The organism is Dictyobacter kobayashii, assembly GCF_003967555.1.
GTDB classification, from domain to species: Bacteria; Chloroflexota; Ktedonobacteria; order Ktedonobacterales; family Ktedonobacteraceae; genus Dictyobacter; species Dictyobacter kobayashii.
Window position 1 is genome coordinate 5,151,233 of record NZ_BIFS01000001.1, and the last position, 20,515, is coordinate 5,171,747.

The following is a 20,515-nucleotide window of genomic DNA, read 5'->3' on the forward strand; positions in this document are numbered from 1 at the left end:
GTTATTGATTGACCTTCAGGATATAGCAGTAGATCGTGTTGCCTCCCATGATGGTATGCATCACACTGGTATTGGCCGGTAAAGGATAGCCGCGCTGCACCAGGTGCTTGGGCCAGACCAGGTATTGATACCCATGGAAGCTCGGGTCTCCCTTTGTTGTGAAATCTTGGGCGGTCACATCGATCTGCTGCAGCTGGAAACGCTGATCAAGGGCCGTATTATAGCTAAACCAGCTGGTATCCTTGCTATATCCTTCAAGACTGCTCCCGATCAGGCCGACTTTTGCCTTTGCCGGCGCCGATGTCTCCAGCCATTGCAATGCCTCGCGATAAGCTGGATATGCTACCTGCATGGTTGTGTCTTCATCGTTCTGGAAGAACTCATTGGTATAGCCCTCGGCCCCGTAGACCGTTGTGAGTCCGAGCAGATGAGGACCAATGGCGAGTAGTGCGAGGATGACGACCGGAATAATAATGGCTGGCTTGCTGATGGCCGGGCGTGTGGCAACGGTTTCTGTCCGGGTTGCTTTCTGTCTACTCACCAGGCGAGTGATTGCGCCGATGATCATTGCCAGTCCGCTGACACCGGCGATGGCCACCGATGGGGCCAGCGGCAGATGATAGTGGGTGCCAACGACAATGTTGAGGACGCTGAACATGCCCAGGACGCTCAGTAGCCAGATAACCAGGTAGGCATCACTGGCGGCTTTCTCGGTCTCCATCTGTATGTTGCGCAGGTGGAAGCGTACCAGCTGGACCAGGGCCACGATCACAAAGAGTGCGGCCGGAATGGTCAGGAAGGCGCTCATCTTGGTGAAGATAATGTAGATGATGGACCAGTGAGGTACATGGGTGTAATATTGGCCGGCGATGAAGGTTGGGTGCCCGTTGGCGGAGTGGTTCCATTCAAAGGTGAAGCTATGGACCAGCCGCCCAATCGGATTGAGCCAGATGGCCGGGTCGACAATAAAGAAAGCGAGCGGCGCGATCAGGATCGCTGCCAGCCACCATTTCCAGGGGAGGGCCGGCCGCTGCTCAACGGGTATCGTTGGACGTAACAGGAAATAATAATAAGCTGTAAATAAGACAATACCAGGTATGACCAGGACGGCTGTATATTTGCTGGCGGCTCCTAGCCCGACGAGCAGGGCCACTATCGGAAAGAGCCAGGGTCGACGAATCGCGTGCCATAGAGTTAAGAAGGCGATCGTCACAAAAGTTGTCATTGTCATGTCCAGATAGGCAAGTGCGCTGAAATAGACCAGCCATGGACTGACTGCCAGGCTTAGCGCCGCGATGAGTGCGATTGTGCGGCCAAATGGCGCACGCCCTAGCCAGTAAATAGCGGCTACCAGTAACGTTCCCATCAGGATACTGGGAACGCGTCCTGCTAGCAACTCACTTAGCGGATGCCCCAGAATATTATTGAAGGCGAGTGAGAAGCCCATCAAAATTTTAGCCAGCGGTGGATGTTCATAATTAAAAGTCACCCACTGGCTTGAGGTGATATTGGCATGTGTAATCAGTGGCAGGTAGACTTTGCCACCTAAAATATAGACAACCTCGTCGGTCACTACATCCAGTTGTCTTGCCAGGATCAGGCGCGGTATAAACGCTACAATAGCCAGTCCAATCAGGAAAAGTATATCGAGCGTGGAGGTACGGCGCACTGTTGTTGACGCAGGTGCTGGCGTTGGACCCGATGCTTGAGGTACGTTGTCTCCAGTTGTGAGATCTAGCCTGGTATCCATATTTCCCCCGGTGAGTGTAGTGGGCAGGTATGTATATGCGTGTACAAGATGTTGGAATATTTCTTGTGATCGCGGGCTAGTATATCATAACGAGGTGAAGGGCGTCGAGCAATCTAGTACTGCACATCTTGTGAGGAAGTTGTGAGGAATGATGCCAGGCGATAAAAAAGGGGAACCTAAACATAGGTTCCCATTGGTTGGGTGTATCAGACGCACTCGCGTAGTGAAAGACTGGCGCTCATGCCTCGAAGTTTCATCAACGCGACAACTTCCAATTGGCGGACCCGTTCGCGCGAGATGCCGAGCTCTTTGCCCACTTCTAATAGTGTACGGCTCCGACCATCCCCAATACCGTAACGTAATGTGATTACGGCACGTTCGCGGGGTGTCAAAAACGCAAGCGCTCTATGGAGTTCTTCACCTAGTAGATGCTGTGATGCGGTATCCGCGGGTGCTGGTGTGTTGCTGTCTTCGAGCGTATCGGCCAGTGAATAACGGGCTTCGTCGTCGACGGGTGCGTCCAGTGAGACTGGCTGCTCCACTACACCAAGCAGATCCACAACTTCATTGACCTCTATATTACAGGCAGCCGCGATATCTTCTGGCAGCGGATCCAGGCCATTTTCCTGGGAGAGCTGGGCAGCTATACGGCGTACTTTGCGCAGCCGGGTTGCCACATGCTCTGGAAGGTGAATCATACGTGATTGTTCGCCAGCTGCACGGCTGACCGCCTGACGTATCCACCAGGTAGCATAGGTGCCAAAATGGCAACCGCGCTGATAATCAAATTTCTCAGCAGCACGCATAAGCCCCATGTTACCTTCCTGGATTAGATCAACCAGGGGAACTCCGGTGCTTGTATAACGCCTGGCAATAGCAATGACTAAGCGCAGATTGGATTCAATCAAAATACTGCGCGCGTCAGCATCTCCAGCGGCGGCGCGGCGCGCTAGATCAATCTCTTCTTCATGCGTAATCAGACCATGACGACGAATATCTCGCAGGTAGCTCTGAAAAGCATCTTCAGACCCGGATGCGCTCTTCGTTCCTGTAATTCCACCCTCTCGACGACGAGGGGAAACCTCTTCCAGAACTTCCGTTTCGCTACTCTCTACTTCTTCATCTTCGAGCAGGGTAGCTACATCCTCTTCCTCATCCAACACTAAATCAATCTCTCCTAGAGGCTCTGTGCGTCGCTCGATCATCGATTGCGACGAGTCTTTATTGATTTTACGCTTGGACGGACGGGGTCTGGTGAATCGTTCCACTGTTGTGGTATATGCGGTATGCATGGTCCTCTGGTCTTCTCTGACAGGGTTTATTATTGCCATAAATCCACGCTCCCTTCAGGAGGAAACTCACCGACAAAATCAGCGTCGGACTCCGTATGGCCTCGTGGTTAGTACTCACAGGCAGCGCTGTACACATGGTTTGATACATGTTTCTCTGTGTTGCGCGTACGTGTCCATCTTTCTGTACTCTCTTTAGCTCTATTTTATAGAATATTGTGATTAAGTCACATCAGGTGATCACCTTAAATAGTCTCAGGTTCTGACTGTATATTCTGTTCACCTGTATGTATTTTTTCGCCTGGTGGATGGCTTGTTTATAGAAAGTTGATCCAGGATAGTTTTATTTATGGAGGTATTTTTTTGTATTGCTTTATTTGAGTTTATCTAAATAAAAAAGGAGCATATATGTTGCGGCGACGCTTGTTCACCTTGCCGTTGCGTGTAAAAAAACACCCATTGCATGGTCCCAGGCGTCGCGATTGTGCTTTCTAAGGGAAGTATAAACTCAGGCTTTATCAGGATTTTCCTCATCAAAGGGATCATGAACACCATGGCCACGGTCATAGAATAACTGTGTAGGGTCTCCTAGATGATCCTCATAATCAGGTCGTTTGCTCCATTCTTTCGCCTGTGCTTCGTCAGACGATAACTGGAGGTGGATGGTATCACCATCAACTTGCTGAATGGCACTGTAGGGTATGTAACTATCTTTACTAAAGATAAATCCTTTGTGCACTAAAAATGAATCCTCATACACTTCGCCTACATGTCCCAATTTATTGTTATCTGACGAATAAACTGTCATATGTTTACGCACATTTTGTTGTGTGAATGCTGGCATATGTTTCCTCTTTCTAAGTCCAATGACCTATCTATTCGCTTTCACGTCTTGCTTTGTTAGAAAGTTTCAATGCAAACCTCCCCGAAAACTCACAAGCCTTTTTTCCGGTTTTGGTATACTTGAAGGTATCGTTTGGGTGAGCACGTAAAATTAAAATGCAGTTTTTCGGGGAGGTTGTGGATGATTGTTAGCCGCTCTGTGCCTTTTTATGATGATCACCTGTTGCCACGTAAGCGTCGCTGGACCGCCAGGCATTGGCGTTGGGTGCTGGCGGGTGGAGATACGCTGGTGTTTTTGTTTACCCTCTTCTATGTACTGTTTCTCGCCTCTACTAGTGGTTGGAATGAATTTCGTATAGTTTATGATCAGCCGTTAGCGGGCTGGCGCTCCTTTTTCTGTTGGGAGGTGCTGGGTGGTCTGGCCTGGTTGGTCAGCCTGCGCCTGGCACGCCCTTATGCTCGTTTTCATGCGCTTTCTTATTGCCGAGGTGTGCTAACCATCTGTTGCTCTCTGGGAGCAATGCTGGCATGCTGGCTTCTGTTTCTGTATACGTTTTTTCAGGGTGATCTCTTTGCGTGTCTATCGATTTTGCTTCCTTTTGCTGTTGTTCTCTTTCCGATCTTTGGACTGTGGCGGGCCTGTTATGTTTCGCTGTTGAAGTTCTTCCTGTTTCAGCCGCTGACCGTGGTCGTGGGGGCGGATAGCTTATCTGATGCCATGCTGACTGAGCTATGTCAGATTGGGCAGCCTGCGCCAATTATGCTGGGATATATTGACGAGTATAGTGATATTGATCCAGCTTTATTGTCCTGGCCTGTTTTGGGGGGGAATGTACTTCTCCATTCTCTGGTCCAGGCTGATCTGGTTGATCTTCTGGTTGTTGCCCCCGATTGCTATGTTGATCCTACCCTCTATCCTGTCTTAATGCAGGCCATGGCTCAGGGGGTGCAGCTTTTTTCTTTACCAGATCTCTATGAGTGTACGTCTGGAAAATATCCTCTACTGAATGGTACTAGCTTGCATATGTTGATGGAGCAAGCTCATCGGCGTGCTCTGTCGGTGGGATATCACTGCTGGCGTCGGCTCCTGGATCTCTGCTTTGGTGTGGTTGGCCTGGCCGTCTTGCTCGGGTTGTTGCCTCTGCTTGCGGTCTGCATCTATCTGGATTCGCCTGGCCCCGTTTTTTATTGGCAGGAACGGGTGGGATACCATGGGCGTTGCTTTCGTTTGCTGAAGTTTCGTTCGATGCGTGTGAACGCTGAACCCTGTGGAGCGACCTGGGCCAGTCAAGGCGATGCTCGAGTGACACGGGTGGGACGCGTCTTACGTGCGACCCACCTGGATGAGTTGCCTCAGGTAATAAATATTCTCCAGGGTGAGATGAGCTTGATTGGACCTCGCCCTGAGCGACCGATGTTTGAGCTTCAGTTGGAACAGATCCTTCCCGCGTTTTGCTGTCGCCTGGGTGTTAAACCTGGCTTGACCGGTTGGGCGCAGGTAAAGGCTCCGTATGCCAGCTCGTATGCTGCGGCTGCTGTGAAATTACAATATGATCTCTACTATATCCGGCATCAATCGTTTGTGTTGGATATATCGATCCTGTTGAAAACTATTGTTGCGGTACTGTGGTGTTCTGGTCGTTAGCCAGTTGATGATGGTATGTGAAGGGGGCTGTGATGACGTTTGAGCAGTATTGGATGATTCTGGTGCGGCGTTGGCCGCTGGTATTGCTTTGCCTGGCTTTAATGGGGGCTGGTTCTTTAGTTGCCAGTTTGTTTATGACCCCGGTCTATAGCTCTTCGGTGCTGGTTCAGGTTGCTATTCATTCTGGTACTGATAATCAGAGTGATATTAATGATTTACTGGCAAGCAATCAATTGGTACAGACCGAGTCTCAACTGGCAGTCAGTAATCCGATTGTGCAGGAGGTTGTGAGCCATCATGCCGGTCTGACAGCTGCCCAGCTGAGTAAGATGGTTTCTTCCAGCGTTAAATTAAATACCCAGCTTTTTGAGCTTACAGTTATGGATACTGATGCTCATCGTGGCGCCAATCTGGCTAATGAGTTGGCTCAGACGTTTATTCGCCAGCAAGAACGAGCCCGGCAGCAAGAAAATCAGGCATCTCAGCAGCAGTTGCAGCAGGAGATTACGGCTACTCTGCGTCAGATTACTCTGGTGAAGCGTCAAGGTGCCTCTACAAACAGTTTACAGGCTGCTAGTTCCGCTGAACAACTGACCACCCTTGAGCAACATTACAATCAGTGGCAGTCAGCCCTGGCCCAGTTAGAGCTCTCTGAGGCTCAACGTAGCAATTTCTTGTTGATTGTGCAGCCCGCGCAGGTCGCTACTGAGCCGGTTCAGCCAGATATTATGCTGAATACTGCTGCTGGATTGCTGCTGGGCCTCTTGTGTGGTTTTGGTTTGATCTTGTTTTTGTCTCAGGTGGATCAGCGCGTATATAGCTGCGAGGAGCTACAGCAGCTTTGGTCCTGGCCTGTGCTGGCGTTGATCTGGCCTGCACGGCCGCATCAGTCATTACTCCAACCGGCGGCCAATGAGGCCAATGGGGAAGCTTACCGCATCTTGCGTTCCAGCATCGGCTTTGCTGGTGTGGATAAGCCTTTACGACACTTAATGGTAACCAGTGTTCTCCCACGTGAGGGTAAGAGTACTGTTGCGGCCAATCTAGCCATCTTTATGGCCATGGCTGGTAAGAGCACTTTGTTGATCGATGCAGATCTTTTGTGTCCTACCTTGCATGAAATGTTTGATCTTCCTCCTGATAAGCCTGGATTGAGCAACGCTATCCTTGCCTGCGGCATGCCTGATTTTCAGGCGCAGCCGCAACGTGTGTATCACACTGTGGTGGATGCACGCTCCATTTCGCTGGACCCTTATATTCATCCTTCTGGCATTCCTAATCTGCGCGTGATGTCGTCTGGTCCCTTGCCACCAAACCCTGCTGAACTGCTGGAGTCGCGTGCCATGCAGCGTTTCTTCCAGACTCTGGATAGTCATGGCGCCGATGTAATTATCTTTGATTCTTCTCCTCTGTCTGGCCTTTCAGAGTCGATTGTCTTATCCGCGAAGGTGGATGGCACGATTGTGGTGACTGATCTCAAGCTTGCGCATAAAGCACAGCTACGCGAGGCCCGGTCGCGTCTTCTCCAGGCCGGCTCGCGTGTGGTTGGGTGCGTGATCAATAAATATCCTCGGCGCGGTAGCTATCTTCCATATTCTCTCTATGCACGCTATCGTTCCAGTGAACAGTTGCGACCAGGGAAACCTATGGATGCCAGGGTTGTGCGTCAACGGCATCCTGTCTCGACCCGTTAAGGTTGTTTGTTTGTGTGTGGTAAGGAAGTTTGTGGGAGGTTGTATGTGTAGTCGTGGGTGGTGGTCCTGGAATGTAGTTGTTTCTCGCAGTGTTCCAATGGTTCCCTGGCTCTGTTTATTCTGGGCTACGCCGGTTGTTGCGGCGGCTTTGGCCTGGCTGGGTCCGTTGGCCTTTGTGGTAGCTGGCGGTGGTTTGTTGATGGGGATGGTGGTTGCGTTGCGTTTAGATGCTCTGGTGGTTACGCTGCTGGCTGCGCTCCATCTCTACCTGGATTGGTATCTGGGTTTGCATATTGTTGTGCCTGTACTGGCCCTTGCTCTCTTGTTGTTTTTCTATCTTCAGCGCACTGGCTGCCATCCCTGGACGCAGCCGCGCTGGCTCGGATTGTGGGGCCTTTTTCTTGTGTTGACGCTTTATCCCGCCTTCCAGGGTGGTGCGTTGATGCTGTACGATGCTGCTTCTTTCTATCCCAGTGATATCCTGGGGGCTTTGTTGATGTACTGGCTGGGTCTCCTGGTCGCCCATGATCTGGTTAGCCTGCGCCGTTTCTTCCAATTTTTCACTCTTCTGGCGGTGTTGTTGGCGCTCCATACACTCTTCCAGAGCATGACGGGCACTATTCTGTTCGCTTCAATGCGCGTGGATGATTTCTTGTCGCGTACAGATGTGGCTTACTACCAGCTTCTAGACAGCAATGCACACCGAGCAGGCTCTTTTTTCATCGATCCTAACTGGAATGGGGCCTTCTTTGCTCTGGCCTGTTTTCTCCCACTGGGTCTGCTGTTGTCTGGCACGCGCTACTGGCAGAAAGCTTGCTACATCGTTGCCCTGTTACTGCTTGTGCTGGCTTTAATGTGCACTTATAGCACCGGCGCCTGGCTGGCCTTTCTGGCGGGCCTGGTTATATTTCTCTGCTTTGTTGGTCACACGCGCTATCGCCTGGGCCTGGTCTTGATCGCTGCCTGTTCTGCTGGCTTGCTGACCTGGCTCTTTCCCGCTCAGCTTGCTTTGCAGTGGCAGCATGCGCACGCGGACAATGAGCTCTCGCTCCGCGTTGCGGTCTGGCGTACCGCGCTACGTGTGATTCAAGCTCACCCATGGCTTGGCGTTGGATTGGGCCATCAAGCCTATCTGGTCAATTCTGATGCTTATCGCGTTCCTGAGCAGTTTGTCTTGCTCTCACATCCACATAATTCCTACCTGGAATGGGCGGCCATGGCGGGTTTGCCGGTTTTATGTGTGTTTCTGGGTTTGTTGTTGACTGCTCTGGGACAGGCGTGGCGCAATTGGAGTTGCACCAGCCTGACTGGACGCCCTTTGCTGGGTGCCGGTATTGCTGCCATCGGTACTTTGAGCATCAATAGCATCAGTATTAATGGTTGGACCCATTTCGCCCTGGCCCCGATGGGCTGGTTATTGTTGGGGGCTGTGGCCTCTCCATTATTGCGTACCGCAAAAGTGCAGACAGGTGTTCTGCCGGTTGTAAAGGAGTAGTGGATGCCGATGCAACAGCCTGAAATGCCCCACAAGTATGAGATAGACTCAGGATATCCATGGTCGCGATCTGGTGGTTTGCCTCGCCGACGTGCTGCTCTCTTGAAAGATCCGACGATATTGTTTACGGATTCTCCACAGACGGTCAGCCCCTCTAATGCCCACAATATTGCAGTCGCCAAAGATAAGCCAGCGTCCGTTGTCAGCCCTCTGCGCTCGACTGATGAGGAGTTTGCTTTTGATCAACAGCCTACCTGGTTGATCCCTGCCGTTGCCGATCTGGAGCGGCTCAAACATATGTTTATGCCGCTAGAAACGGGAGCGGTGCGCCCGTTTCTCTTGCACACGCTTCTGCGCCATTCTGGCGTCTATGCTATCGCTTCGTGCATGGCACCTTTTTTCTCGCTGCTCTTAACGCCTTTCCTGACGCGCCATCTTACGGCGTTGGATTATGGCATTCTGACCTTGCTGAATACTACCCTGGCCTTGTTGGGGCCGCTGGCACAGCTTGGGCTTGGAGCGGCCTTTGTTCGCCTGTATCATCAATGCACGGCATGGCCTCGTGAGCGTCATATTCTGTTCACGACCTTGCTGATTTTGCTGGCCACCTTTTCTCTCTGTATGTCCACTCTGCTGGCGCTCCTGGCTCCCTGGCTCTCTCAACTGTTATTGCATAGCGCGGGCTATGAAGATCTATTCCGCCAGGCTGCCTTGCTTTTATTGCTACAGAATATGACCATTCCTGGCTTTACCTGGTTGCGCGCCCAGGGCCGTTCCCTGGCATTTGTTGCGCTGGCGTTGCTTAATCTGCTGGTAAATCTTGCGTTGACCTTCTTACTGGTAGGTAGCTGGCAGTGGGGGAATTCCGGTGTGCTCGTGGCGGCCTGTGGAGGCTATGCCAGTGTGTTTCTCTGCTCGTTGCCACTGCTTGGTAGCTGTTTGTACTGGCGTGTAAGCTGGTCACTGGCCTGGCAGCTACTAGCCTACGGCTTATCAACCTTGCCTGGGTTAATCTCTGTCTGGGTGTTGCAATCCTCTGACCGCTACTTCTTGCTGGCCTTTGGTGCGCTGACACAGACTGCTAGCTATTCGATCGCCTACACGCTGGGCAATATCCTGGGTCCTCTTGTCATCGCGCCTTTTTCGCTGGCCTGGTATTCAGCATTACATATTATTGCTCGGAAGACACGCGCTCGCGAGCTCTTTGCCCTGATCTTTCGCTGGTATTGCATGCTCCTGTTGTTGATGGTCTTTGGGGTTTCCCTGCTCGGGGATGATGTCTTGCACGCCTTTTTCCCTCCGTCCTATACGCTGGCGACCCCGATTATCCCTTTGATCGCGCTTTCCAACCTGTTCTTCGGACTTTTTGAGCTCTTCAATTTGGGGATCACCTTGCGGGGTAAGCTGCGCTTCAATTTGATTCTGCTTCCTCTGGCTGCGCTCGTCAATCTGGGCTGCAATGGCGTGTTGGTCCCAATGTATGGTGCTATGGGGGCGGCTATCTCAACCTTGCTGGCATATGCTGTGCTGGCACTGCTGGCCTACCTGGTCAACCAACGTCTCTATTCCGTTTCTTTTGATCTCAAACTATGCTGCTGGGGACTGCTCCTGGGCGCTATCTATTATGCCTTCTATCGTTGCTTACTTCCTCAACAAAATCAATTATTGCACTGGTTATTCTGCTCTGGCATGCTAGCGTGCTATGCGGCTTCATTATGGCTATTGAACCGCATTAGTGTGAAGAAGGCCGGGCAGCATGAGTATGTTGAGACATATCCCCGCGTTTCGCATGCAGAAAGGACAAAGTAAGACATGGATTCTCGATCTTTAACGCATCATCATCACCCCTGGCACAAAGTTTGTATGCATCTGCTCGGGCCTGCTCGTTCAAATTATCGCGTGATGAATGATGCTCGGGCTTTACAGATGGCGGGCTATCAGGTGACGATTGTTGATGTGGTCGCGGCCTGTGATCCGCAAGCGGCCACTGAAATGCTGGATGGTATGCACATTCGGCATATATGTGCTCCTGGCTGGTTTGTTCCAGCGCGATTTAAGCTGTTGTTCCTGCTGAAATTCTTCGTTCTCATGCTCCGATGTATTGTCTGTTTGTTTGGTGTGCGAGCCGATATCTATCATGCCCACGTTGAGCATGCTTTTCCAGCGACTTACCTGGTCGCTCGGTTGCGTAAGAAAGGACTCATCTTTGATACGCCTGAGCTGACTATGTATGGTCCATCTATTCTGCGCTGGCCGCGTTTGCGCTGGTTGGCTGTATGCTGTATACGCTGGATGTCGCGCTCCTGTGATAGTTATATTACTGGATCGCCGCGCTATATCTCAATTTTGCAAGAGCTCTATGCGCCCGCTCACGTGCAACTTCTACGCCATGTTCCGCCTCAACATAAGCCTGTCAGGAATACACGTTTACAACAAAAGTTGGGGCTGCCTGCCCACACACGCATTGCTCTCTACCAGGGCTATATTCAGGCTGATCGTGGCCTGGATCTCCTGCTGCGTGCCGCCCCGTATCTCTTCCCTGATATCGTCATAGTTTTGATGGGGGATGGCTATGATGCGACGATCTGTGAACTGGCTGCGCTTATTCAGCGTGAGCAGCTCGCGGATCGCATCAAAATACTTCCAGCCGTTCCGTATAGCGAGTTGTTGGATTGGACCTCCTCGGCTGACCTGGGGCTGCTGCTTTTGCCACCTGCCTACTCGCTGAGCATTCGATATTGCCTGCCCAACAAGTTCTTTGAATATCTCATGGCCGGGCTCCCGATCCTCTCATCACGCCTGGACGCTATCTCCGACATGATTCATCAATACGATGTCGGCCAGGTCCTTGATGAGTTAACCCCGGCCAATATTGCCCAGGCCATTAATGCCTTGCTGGATGATGCTGACCAATGGCACACAATGCACACTAACGCGCTCTCAGCCAGCGCGCATGGCCTCACCTGGGAAGAAGAGTCTACGAAACTGATCCATTTATATCAGCAGATCATTTTAAAACATGCCAATCGTCCGCTAAAATGGGCCTTTCCCTATTCTACCTGATGCTCAGTCGTTGTGCTTGCGAATGATGGATTATGTATTGTGTGTTCATCGGTGTTTGTTATCATACTCTGCTTTGTGTCACATACCTTTGTGCACAATATTGCAGGCACTTTTGTGCTGCGCAGAAATCATGTTATACTATGGAAAACCAGAATACTGTAAAGAGGCAAAAATAATCTGGTGGGATTTTTATTACAAAGCCTCCTGGTTGATTTTATGTAAAATAAGCATTGGGGGGATAATTATGGCTGATACGCCTACAACTATTCATGATATGCCTGTGCTTGTCTGTGCGCCGGATGGGAAAAAGTTAATGAGCGAACAGGATGCTTTAGACCTGATTGGCGAGGCTTTCTATCATGGTACCAGGATTGTCGTTGTCCCAGTGGAGCGGCTTGCTAATGATTTCTTCCAGCTCAAGACGCGCCTCGCCGGGCAGATCATTCAAAAATTTGTGAACTATCAGCAGCGCCTTGTGGTGCTGGGCGACATCTCTCAATACCTGGATCAGAGCTCGTCCTTTAAAGCTTTTGTGTACGAAGCGAATCGTGGCAACGACTTATGGTTCCTGGCAAATCTTCAAGAGCTTGAAGGACGACTGAAGCGCATTCAATGATACTATCGTTAGCACGTAATAATGGAAGCACAAGCAAGATGGCGCTGAGTGTCAATAGTTGAGGCGCGCAAGGATTTCCGCGCACCTGAGTATTCCGTGCGGCGGGTACATGTTTAGCTTGACGGTCCACCAAGCGTTGAGTACGCTTTGTGCCAGCGCCCAGCCGCGTATACGTGCCCGTTCCATTCCCAATTCCTCGCTCAGTTGGGCGATGCGCCGGACCAGCATCTGTTTCAGATCGGGTACCTCAAGGATGCAAGGCATGGGATTATAGAACGAGGCTCCCACCTCATAACCCGGATCACCAACTACGCCTTTGGGATCGATCGCCAGCCATGCATCACGCGAACTCAAAATATTGTAGTGCTGTAGATCGCCGTGTAGTAGCATCGTCTGGGGCGCTGAGGTGCTTAACGACGCAAAAAGATCCATTGCCTCATCGACGAGGCGCCGAGGAAACGGACCATATCCGCCAGCATAGTGTGCACGGAGCTGCTGCAATCCTTGTCCTAAATGCTCAACTGTTGGAAAGGTGTGCTCGGTGGGTGCCGGTCGCCAGAGTTGACGCATGACCGTGGCTAGAATGGATGTGGCCTGTTCATCGTGTTCCGGCACAAGTGATGCTAGCATGGTTCCCGGTTGCAAACGTTCCAGCAACATCACCTTCTGCTCCTCGTCAAACTCTAGCAGACGAGCGATTCCTTGCCCATTGAAGATACGCAGCGCGGCCAGCCCATGTTCAAATTCATCGCTCAGCGCGCACGTCTTCAGGATAACGGGGGTGCCATCCACACGTTCCGCTGGTGCTACTTAGTGCAATGAGAGATGCTCAAACGGGGGCAAGAGTTTCAGTTGCCAGCGCTCCGCGTATTCCTCTAAGAGAGTGGGGAGGCATTGAAACCAGGCATTGGCCGCCTCTGTGCCATGAACATCGCGCATAAATTGGATAAAATCTTCAGGCAGGGCAAACATCAAAAGGACTCCTTCATTTCAAAAGAAATTTACTGGTCTGTTAAAAATTCATTGCTCATCTTGTGGAAAGATCCATACAATATTGCGCTTTTGTGCGCTTTATAGCAACATGGTTTGGCAGGCAGCAAGGGAATCTTGATGCCGCTGTACAAGGCATTGATCCATCCATGTTGATTTTGAAAGTATTTATTTATAAGAAAAGCTAGCGTTTTTAGCTGACTAGTATTATATAATTTCTAAATAAGCCGGTGAAACCCATGCGGGAAACATTGTAGTATGAAAGCGCAAAATGATGCTCAAAGAGATGATGCATAATGCCTTTTCCAGACTATTGATCGGCTTCTTGAGGCCGTTACCATGTTTTTCCAGGATCTCACAGCTCGCCTTGATGTTGTTCGTTCGGTGGCCTGGTTAGCCGCGTAAGATGCTTCGGAGGATGCAGAGACCATGACACATCATCACGCTGAACAGATTCCCCAGCTCTACGAACGACATGCTCTTGCATGGGATACTGACCGCAGTCGCGGAACATGGAATGACAAGAGCTGGCATGATCGATTCCTCGCCTGTCTCACCCCAGGAGCCAGGGTCCTTGACCTGGGATGCGGGTCAGGAATGCCCGTCGCGTTTCATCTTGTCCAACATGGACTGCGTGTGACTGGGGTGGATACTTCTCCAACGCTCATCACCCTGTGCCGCCAGCGCATGCCAGAACACAAGTGGATCGTGGCAGCGATGCAATCACTCGCGCTTCCTCAGCGCTTTGATGGGCTTCTCAGTTGGGACAGCTTTTTCCACCTCACCCCTGATCACCAACGAACCATGTTCACGGTGTTCGCTGCTCACGCCGCCCCTGGCGCTTTCCTGCTGTTCAATACCGGTCCCACGCAGGGTGAAATCCTGGGCGACTATCAGGGAGAACCACTCTATCATGCGAGCCTTGATCCCGAAGAATATCAGCAGTTGCTCGACCGCTCTGGTTTTGCCCTGGTAGCGCATATGGTTGAAGACCCAACGGCTGGCGGACGGACCGTCTGGCTTGCTCAATCTCGAAGGCGATCGGAATGATCTAGAGTACAGAGCGTGACAATGAAAGGAAACGTATACGGCTCATTCATCCTTCATTCCACAACGTTTCCCACATGGGTTTCACCGGTTTATCTAGATAATCGTTTTTCTATTCTGTTCCACAGATAGCCAAAGAGGTAATGCGCAATATCACATTGGTTGGCGCTCGATTGGGGCATTCTCTTATTGAAATTATGCTCGATTTTATGTGATGATTTCATATTTAAGTTGCACAGAACTTTCATTGCAGTCGTAACATGAAATACAAGAATGTGAGAGAAAAAGGTGCTTCATGAATGGAATGTTTCAGGCTGTTGATGATAATTATGTTTAGCAATAGGCTATCAGGATGTTCGTGCATGAGAGGACAGGATAGTTGATAAAGTCATGGGCTTGACAGCAGCTTGCATTAATTGTTATCATAGGGTGGACAATAGAAAATAGTACAATGACACTGAACGAGCGGAGTAGAGAGAAACGATTCGCCAGAGAGTGGGGGTCACCGGGTGCGAGCCTCCTTCGATTACGTCTCTTGAACGTGGCTCGGAAGTCGAATATCTGAACTGATCATCATTTTCTATGTATAGAAGAGGCGGTCAGCATTAAGTATTCCGGGAATGCCCGTTAGCGCTGTTTGAGGATAACTGACTATGGCCAGGTTGGGCGGGTCAGTTGTCAAAACAAGGTGGTACCACGAGTTGCGTTGCCCTCGTCCTTGGGATGTGGCAACGTTTTTTGTTAGTACGATAAAGGAGTACTACCTTATGCTGCCCAACCGTTATCAATTTCGCGACGCTGAGCCGCGCCTGGCCCGCCTGTGGGCGGATGTTGCTACCTATGCCTTTGATCCAGCTGGATCGGGCCCGATCTATACCATCGATACTCCCCCTCCCACCGTTTCTGGGGAGCTCCACATTGGACACTGCTACTCATTTACCCAGACAGACGTTATTGCGCGCTTCCAGCGCATGCGTGGCCGACGTGTCTTGTATCCCATGGGTTTTGATGATAATGGCTTACCAACCGAGCGCTTTGTTGAGAAGACGATCAAGCGCAAGGCAACTGAGATGGATCGCGCTGAGTTCCTGGCCCATTGTTTGCGATTGACGCAGGAGACTGAGGATCGCTTTGAAGCGCTGTGGCGTCGTTTGAGCCTGAGTGTCGATTGGAAGTATCGCTACTCGACCCTGTCGGCCGAGGCCCAGCGCACCTCGCAGGCCTCGTTTATCCAACTCTACCAGTCCGGTCGCGCTTATGACCAGGTTGCGCCCACCCTCTGGTGTCCTGACTGTCAGACGGCGATTGCTCAGGCTGAACAGGACGATAAGACGTTGCCGACTCTGTTTACGACGTTCGCGTTTCAACTGCCAGATGGTCAGACGTTGCCGATCGCGACGACGCGGCCCGAGCTCTTGCCTGCCTGCGTTGCCATTTTTGTTCATCCTCAGGATCAGCGCTATACTCACCTGCTGGGGTCGTCCGCGCATATTGCCAGCGCGGCTTTTTCGCAGCAGGAAAGCATCGAGGTCCCTATTCTGGCCGATGAGCTGGTTGATCCCGCCAAGGGGAGCGGTGCCGTCATGTGTTGTACTTTTGGCGATTCGACCGATGTTCGCTGGTGGCGCACCCATCAGTTGCCGCTGCGGGCGGCCATTGATCGGGCCGGTCGTATGACTGCTCTGGCAGGACCACTGGCTGGCCTGCCTATAACGGCTGCTCGTAAGCAGATCCTGCATAATCTGGCTGAGCAGGGCTTGATCTTGCAGCAGGAAACGATTGAGCATACGGTCGGCGTTCATGAGCGCTGTGGCACGCCGGTTGAGTATCTGCAGACGCGGCAGTGGTTTATTCGCGTTCTGGATCAGAAAGAACGTTTCATTGCGGCGGGACGCCAGATTCGCTGGAATCCTGAGTATATGCGGACTCGCTATGAGCATTGGGTTGAGAATCTGCAATGGGATTGGTGTATCTCGCGCCAGCGTTTCCTGGGCGTTCCTTTTCCGGCCTGGACCTGTCGTGCCTGTGGTACGTTGTTGCTGGCCAGCCAGGATGAGCTGCCGATTGATCCTCGCCAGACCGCTCCTGGCCGTGCCTGCAGTTGCGGCTCTACTGACTTTGAACCAGAGATGGATGTCATGGATACCTGGGCGACCTCGTCGTGTTCGCCGTTGATTATCGGGCGTTGGTTGGATGATCCGGCCTGGTTCCAGCAGCATTTTCCGGCCAGCCTGCGGCCGCAGGCCCACGATATTATTCGTACCTGGGCCTTCTACACTATCGTCAAGGCCATCTATCACTGTGATACGCCTCCCTGGCGGGAGATAATGATCTCTGGTCATGGCCTATCGAGCGAGCGCAGCAAGATCTCGAAGTCCAAGGGCAATGGCTCGCTTGATCCGCAGGCTCTCATCGATCAGGAGTCGGCCGATGCCCTGCGCTACTGGGCCACCTCGGTCAAGCCGGGACAGGATACGCCCTTTAATCCCGAGACGATTGCGATGGGGCGCCGCCTGGTTACCAAACTGTGGAATGCCTGTCGCTTTGCTGAGAGCCGCCTGCAGGACCTGGATGCCTCTTCTCTGGCAACCCTCCCGGCGGAAATGCTGCCGACCGATCGCTGGCTGCTCTCGCGCCTGGCGCAGACGATCGCGTTCGCTACTAGAGAGCTTGAGCAGGGCGATTTTGCTGCTGCTCGTATGGAAGTTGAGCGCTTCTTCTGGTCGGATCTCTGTGATAACTATCTGGAAATGGCCAAGTCGCGCCTGTATAAAGAAGCGGGCGCTGATCGCCAGGTCGCGCAGTGGACTCTCTACCACGCCTTGCTCGGCGTTCTCAAGTTACTGGCACCCTACCTGCCCTTTATCACGGAAGAGATCTATCTGGGACTCTTTCAGCAATGGGATGGGGCGGACTCGATTCATACTTCTTCCTGGCCGGTCGCGCCTGAGAACTGGATCGATCTGGAGGCTGAGCAGGCGGGCAAGTTCTTGATCGAGATTTTGCGCTCGGTCCGCCGTCAGAAGGCAGAACTGGGCCTCTCAGTTGGTGGTGCCCTGGAGGCGTTACGTATCACGACCAGCGCCTCCGGTTTGCCAATCTTACAGTCAGCTCAAAGCGACCTGCAGAGCGTTACTCGCGCCCGCACAATCGGGTTCCTGCTTGCGCCTGCTGCTGGCTCGGAGCTATTATCACAACTGCGCATTGAACTTGTCCTGCCACAAAGTAACCTGCCACTCAATCTTCTGAGCGAGGTTGGCCGCGACTGAGCGACGTTTACGATACCTCCACACCCTGCAACACGCGGGTCGTCTGCTTACAGCGGGCGATCCGCGTGTTGTATTTTGTGATTGAAGAGAGATAGCTGATTTGACATCGTGATACAGTCGTGACGGGTGAATGGTATGTTTTTCCCAAAAGGAAATGAGAAACCATAGAGAAAGGGGATTGCGATGACTCAAGGTGACTTATTGCGTTGGATGTACCGTGGGCAGCGACCCAACTGGCTCGCGCGGATACTCAATAGGGCGGGGGCTACGATGGCCTCCCTGAGTGTCACACCCAATTATATGGTGACATTGGAGGTGACGGGACGAAAATCCGGGCGCGTAGTCTCGCTACCGATGGTAGTGACGGTCATTGATGGACAGCGCTACCTGGTCTCTATGCTTGGAGAGAATGTGCGCTGGGTTCAGAACGTACGTGCTGCTGGCGGAAGAGCGGCATTCCGCAGAGGCGGTCGTGAGGAGGTCTGTCTTGAAGAGGTGCCCGCCGACCAGCGTGCTCCCATCTTGAAGGCGTACCTGCGGCGAGCACCGGGAGCGCGACCCCATGTACCCGTGGATAAGGATGCACCAATTGTGGAATTCGAAAAGATCGCGGTGGCCTTTCCGGTCTTCCGCGTGGTGAACAACAGCTAGTTTTGTCCTTGATGGGCTTGCGCTTATATATTGTTATGTTAGCTTATATATTATGTTATATGAGACGTCCTCACCTCAATAAATGCTGGTCCTGGGGCATTTCTACCAACGATGATCGTTTTTGTGATATTCTGGAATCTGTTATGGATGCAAGCAAAATATGATCGGAAGGTAGAAAGTATCTATGAAGACATATGATGACATTGCTGAATGGTATGATCAATGGATTGGCGCCCACGCGATGCGTGAGGATCCCTTCTTTTCAGCACTAGAAGCGCTTATGGGCGAGGTCTCGGGACAGCGTATCTGTGACCTCGCCTGTGGGCAGGGCAGGGCGGCACGCCACCTGGCGGAACTTGGCGCACACGTCGTTGGCGTTGATCTCTCCGTCAAGCTCCTTGCTATCGCGCGTCACCATGAGGAGGTCGAGCCGCGTGGGATCGAGTATATGCAAGCTGACGCGCGCAGCCTCGATGACTGACAACACGCTCGGCATGTTCGATGGCGTTGTGTGTTCGATGGCCTTGATGGATATTCAGGACCTCGCCCCAACACTGCACAGCGTCGCGCGTATACTTCGGCCTGGTGGATGGTTTGCCTTCTCCATTCTTCACCCCTGCTTCCACACCCCCCAGTCGGGCGAGCTAGACACTCCCGAGGGAACGGTGCGGACCATTCGCAGGTATTTTGCGGAGGGCCATTGGCGGTCGGATACCCGGCCAGGACCTCCTGGGAAAGTGGGCGCGTACCATCGTACGCTCTCGACCTATGTAAACTCGCTCACCGATGCCGGCCTACAGCTTGTGCGCCTGAGCGAACCGGGCCCTCCTTCCGCTGTCCCTGCTTCGCTATCCTTCTCGCGCGTGAATAGACCAGTTTGGTCTGAGGTCCCTTCCATTCTGGTCGCAATCTCCCGCAAGCCGATGTAAATAACAGGCTGAAGAGCAAGAAAATAGTGTACTGACTGGCTTGAAAAAGCTGGTAGAAGGTTAGCCCTTGCTAGCAATAATTGTGCACTAAGTTCTAGCAGTACTTGATCAGGTTTGACAGGTGCTGCTTTTATTTTTATTTAGATGTTACAATTGAGGATATAGTTTACAGCTACGGCACATATTTTTTGATAGGGGCGTATGGCACTATGAAGCTATTTCTTTCTACCGATTTTGAAGGTACCAGTGGGATTGTGGCCTGGGAGCAGATTATCGAGGGCAATGCTGAATATGAGCAGGGGCGTCTCCTGTTAACCAATGAGGTAAATGCCGTGATCACAGGCGCGCTGGAGGCTGGTGTGTCCGAGTTTGTGGTGAATGACGCCCACCACGCGATGCGCAACCTGCATCCCCAGGATCTGTTGGGTCGGGCCACGCTGATCACCGGCAAGCATAAGCCGCTGTACATGATGGAGGGTCTGGACGCTAGCTTTGATGGTATCTGTTTTGTCAGTTATCATGGCTCGATTGGTGCTGAGCATGCCATCCTCTCGCATACGTATAATCCAGGGGCGATCTGGGAGGTACGTATTAATGGGGAGATCGTCGGCGAGTCGGGCATCAATGCGCTGGTGGCGGCTCATTATCAGGTGCCGATTATTTTTATCAGCGGCGATGAGGCTACGGCCCGCGAAGCCGAGACGATCGCGCCACAGGCTGAAAAGATCATTGTCAAGCAGTCGCTGGGCCGCTTTGCCGCCTCGCACCTGCATCCAGATGTTGCCTGCGAGCTGCTGCAAGCTGGTGCCAGGCGGGCGGTCGAACAACTAGCAAACATGCAACTGCCCGGTTTCACCTTGCCCGTCACGCTGGAAATCACCTTCCTGGTCGCCGACATGGCCGAAATGGCTTGCTGGATTCGCGGCGTAGAGCGCGTCGCTCCCCGCACAGTAAAAGTAATTGGCACCAACCTGCTTGAACTCTATCGCACATTTGTCACCATCGTCACCCTGACCCGTTCCCTGGTTGATCGCTAACAAGCTGGTTTCAGCAACAAAGCAAGCAATCGAACGCAATAAGAATCAAGCTATGTACGTGCGGGGCTTGTCCCCGCTTTTAACCTTCCTGCTCGAAAATTAACAATAATAGCGCTACAAAGATATTTTGTTCGATGCATATCATTATTATTGTTTTAGTCGTCATGAAGCTTTATATGAAAGATATTGACCCTCGA

17 protein-coding genes are annotated in these 20,515 nt (G+C 52.0%); 12 read left to right on the top strand and 5 right to left on the bottom strand.

Features of this window, described 5'->3' with window-relative positions; genetic code table 11:
- Position 1: 1 nt before the first annotated feature.
- The 3 genes from EL645_RS22585 to EL645_RS22595 form a co-directional block, all read right to left on the bottom strand.
- The gene (locus tag EL645_RS22585) at positions 2-1,750 is read right to left on the bottom strand and encodes a glycosyltransferase family 39 protein (RefSeq protein WP_126552589.1); all 1,749 of its coding nucleotides are present in this window, start codon (positions 1,748-1,750) and stop codon (positions 2-4) included.
- 206 nt (positions 1,751-1,956) lie between these two features.
- Entirely contained in the window at positions 1,957-2,955 is a 999-nt protein-coding gene (locus tag EL645_RS22590) for a sigma-70 family RNA polymerase sigma factor (protein ID WP_246035443.1), read from the bottom strand.
- A 592-nt stretch (positions 2,956-3,547) separates the two neighbouring features.
- On the bottom strand, positions 3,548-3,883 hold the full coding sequence (locus tag EL645_RS22595; protein WP_126552591.1) for a DUF2171 domain-containing protein: 336 nt from the start codon (positions 3,881-3,883) through the stop codon (positions 3,548-3,550).
- A gap of 180 nt (positions 3,884-4,063) precedes the next feature.
- On the opposite strand from EL645_RS22595, the gene EL645_RS22600 reads away from it, so the two are divergent.
- The 6 genes from EL645_RS22600 to EL645_RS22625 all read left to right on the top strand — a co-directional run bounded on the left by EL645_RS22600 (position 4,064) and on the right by EL645_RS22625 (position 12,395).
- The gene (locus tag EL645_RS22600) at positions 4,064-5,527 is read left to right on the top strand and encodes an exopolysaccharide biosynthesis polyprenyl glycosylphosphotransferase (protein WP_126552592.1); all 1,464 of its coding nucleotides are present in this window, start codon (positions 4,064-4,066) and stop codon (positions 5,525-5,527) included.
- Positions 5,528-5,559: 32 nt separating this feature from the next.
- Positions 5,560-7,221, top strand: a complete 1,662-nt coding sequence (locus EL645_RS22605; protein WP_126552593.1) for a polysaccharide biosynthesis tyrosine autokinase — start codon at positions 5,560-5,562, stop codon at positions 7,219-7,221.
- Between the two features lie 43 nt (positions 7,222-7,264).
- Positions 7,265-8,716 (top strand): O-antigen ligase family protein, encoded by a 1,452-nt coding sequence (locus EL645_RS22610; protein WP_161977595.1) that lies wholly within the window; start codon positions 7,265-7,267, stop codon positions 8,714-8,716.
- A 3-nt stretch (positions 8,717-8,719) separates the two neighbouring features.
- Complete coding sequence (locus EL645_RS22615) at positions 8,720-10,525, top strand: oligosaccharide flippase family protein (protein WP_126552595.1); 1,806 nt, start codon at positions 8,720-8,722, stop codon at positions 10,523-10,525.
- Between the two features lie 3 nt (positions 10,526-10,528).
- On the top strand, positions 10,529-11,779 hold the full coding sequence (locus EL645_RS22620; protein WP_126552596.1) for a glycosyltransferase family 4 protein: 1,251 nt from the start codon (positions 10,529-10,531) through the stop codon (positions 11,777-11,779).
- A 244-nt stretch (positions 11,780-12,023) separates the two neighbouring features.
- A complete protein-coding gene (locus EL645_RS22625; RefSeq protein WP_126552597.1) occupies positions 12,024-12,395 on the top strand; it encodes a DUF4180 domain-containing protein in 372 nt (123 codons plus the stop codon).
- A 51-nt stretch (positions 12,396-12,446) separates the two neighbouring features.
- On the opposite strand, the gene EL645_RS22630 is transcribed toward EL645_RS22625, so the two are convergent.
- Positions 12,447-13,187, bottom strand: a complete 741-nt coding sequence (locus EL645_RS22630) for an aminoglycoside phosphotransferase family protein (protein WP_126552598.1) — start codon at positions 13,185-13,187, stop codon at positions 12,447-12,449.
- A gap of 18 nt (positions 13,188-13,205) precedes the next feature.
- Entirely contained in the window at positions 13,206-13,367 is a 162-nt protein-coding gene (locus EL645_RS39475; protein ID WP_161977596.1) for a hypothetical protein, read from the bottom strand.
- 447 nt (positions 13,368-13,814) lie between these two features.
- On the opposite strand from EL645_RS39475, the gene EL645_RS22635 reads away from it, so the two are divergent.
- The 6 genes from EL645_RS22635 (at position 13,815) to EL645_RS22660 (ending at position 20,318) form a co-directional block, all read left to right on the top strand.
- Positions 13,815-14,435 carry a class I SAM-dependent DNA methyltransferase gene (locus tag EL645_RS22635; protein ID WP_126552599.1) on the top strand — a complete coding sequence of 207 codons (621 nt, stop codon included), beginning with the start codon at positions 13,815-13,817 and terminating at the stop codon, positions 14,433-14,435.
- Positions 14,436-15,199: 764 nt separating this feature from the next.
- Positions 15,200-17,701, top strand: a complete 2,502-nt coding sequence (locus EL645_RS22640) for a valine--tRNA ligase (RefSeq protein WP_161977597.1) — start codon at positions 15,200-15,202, stop codon at positions 17,699-17,701.
- A gap of 183 nt (positions 17,702-17,884) precedes the next feature.
- The gene (locus EL645_RS22645; protein WP_218031968.1) at positions 17,885-18,352 is read left to right on the top strand and encodes a nitroreductase/quinone reductase family protein; all 468 of its coding nucleotides are present in this window, start codon (positions 17,885-17,887) and stop codon (positions 18,350-18,352) included.
- A 184-nt stretch (positions 18,353-18,536) separates the two neighbouring features.
- Positions 18,537-18,833 carry a class I SAM-dependent methyltransferase gene (locus EL645_RS44430; protein ID WP_126552601.1) on the top strand — a complete coding sequence of 99 codons (297 nt, stop codon included), beginning with the start codon at positions 18,537-18,539 and terminating at the stop codon, positions 18,831-18,833.
- Positions 18,787-19,281 (top strand): methyltransferase domain-containing protein, encoded by a 495-nt coding sequence (locus tag EL645_RS22655; RefSeq protein WP_161977598.1) that lies wholly within the window; start codon positions 18,787-18,789, stop codon positions 19,279-19,281. Before EL645_RS44430 ends, EL645_RS22655 begins: the two co-directional genes overlap by 47 nt.
- A gap of 209 nt (positions 19,282-19,490) precedes the next feature.
- Positions 19,491-20,318: a M55 family metallopeptidase gene (locus EL645_RS22660; RefSeq protein WP_126552603.1), complete on the top strand. Its 828-nt coding sequence runs from the start codon at positions 19,491-19,493 to the stop codon at positions 20,316-20,318.
- The last annotated feature ends 197 nt before the right edge of the window (positions 20,319-20,515 follow it).

Bases quoted from the DNA above. Each gene is read 5' to 3' on its own strand.
- EL645_RS22585 (WP_126552589.1), bottom strand. From the start codon at position 1,750: ATGGATACCAGGCTAGATCTCACAACTGGAGACAACGTACCTCAAGCA.
- EL645_RS22590 (WP_246035443.1), bottom strand. From the start codon at position 2,955: ATGATCGAGCGACGCACAGAGCCTCTAGGAGAGATTGATTTAGTGTTG.
- EL645_RS22595 (WP_126552591.1), bottom strand. From the start codon at position 3,883: ATGCCAGCATTCACACAACAAAATGTGCGTAAACATATGACAGTTTAT.
- EL645_RS22600 (WP_126552592.1), top strand. From the start codon at position 4,064: ATGATTGTTAGCCGCTCTGTGCCTTTTTATGATGATCACCTGTTGCCA.
- EL645_RS22605 (WP_126552593.1), top strand. From the start codon at position 5,560: ATGACGTTTGAGCAGTATTGGATGATTCTGGTGCGGCGTTGGCCGCTG.
- EL645_RS22610 (WP_161977595.1), top strand. From the start codon at position 7,265: ATGTGTAGTCGTGGGTGGTGGTCCTGGAATGTAGTTGTTTCTCGCAGT.
- EL645_RS22615 (WP_126552595.1), top strand. From the start codon at position 8,720: ATGCCGATGCAACAGCCTGAAATGCCCCACAAGTATGAGATAGACTCA.
- EL645_RS22620 (WP_126552596.1), top strand. From the start codon at position 10,529: ATGGATTCTCGATCTTTAACGCATCATCATCACCCCTGGCACAAAGTT.
- EL645_RS22625 (WP_126552597.1), top strand. From the start codon at position 12,024: ATGGCTGATACGCCTACAACTATTCATGATATGCCTGTGCTTGTCTGT.
- EL645_RS39475 (WP_161977596.1), bottom strand. From the start codon at position 13,367: ATGTTTGCCCTGCCTGAAGATTTTATCCAATTTATGCGCGATGTTCAT.
- EL645_RS22635 (WP_126552599.1), top strand. From the start codon at position 13,815: ATGACACATCATCACGCTGAACAGATTCCCCAGCTCTACGAACGACAT.
- EL645_RS22640 (WP_161977597.1), top strand. From the start codon at position 15,200: ATGCTGCCCAACCGTTATCAATTTCGCGACGCTGAGCCGCGCCTGGCC.
- EL645_RS22645 (WP_218031968.1), top strand. From the start codon at position 17,885: ATGACTCAAGGTGACTTATTGCGTTGGATGTACCGTGGGCAGCGACCC.
- EL645_RS44430 (WP_126552601.1), top strand. From the start codon at position 18,537: ATGAAGACATATGATGACATTGCTGAATGGTATGATCAATGGATTGGC.
- EL645_RS22660 (WP_126552603.1), top strand. From the start codon at position 19,491: ATGAAGCTATTTCTTTCTACCGATTTTGAAGGTACCAGTGGGATTGTG.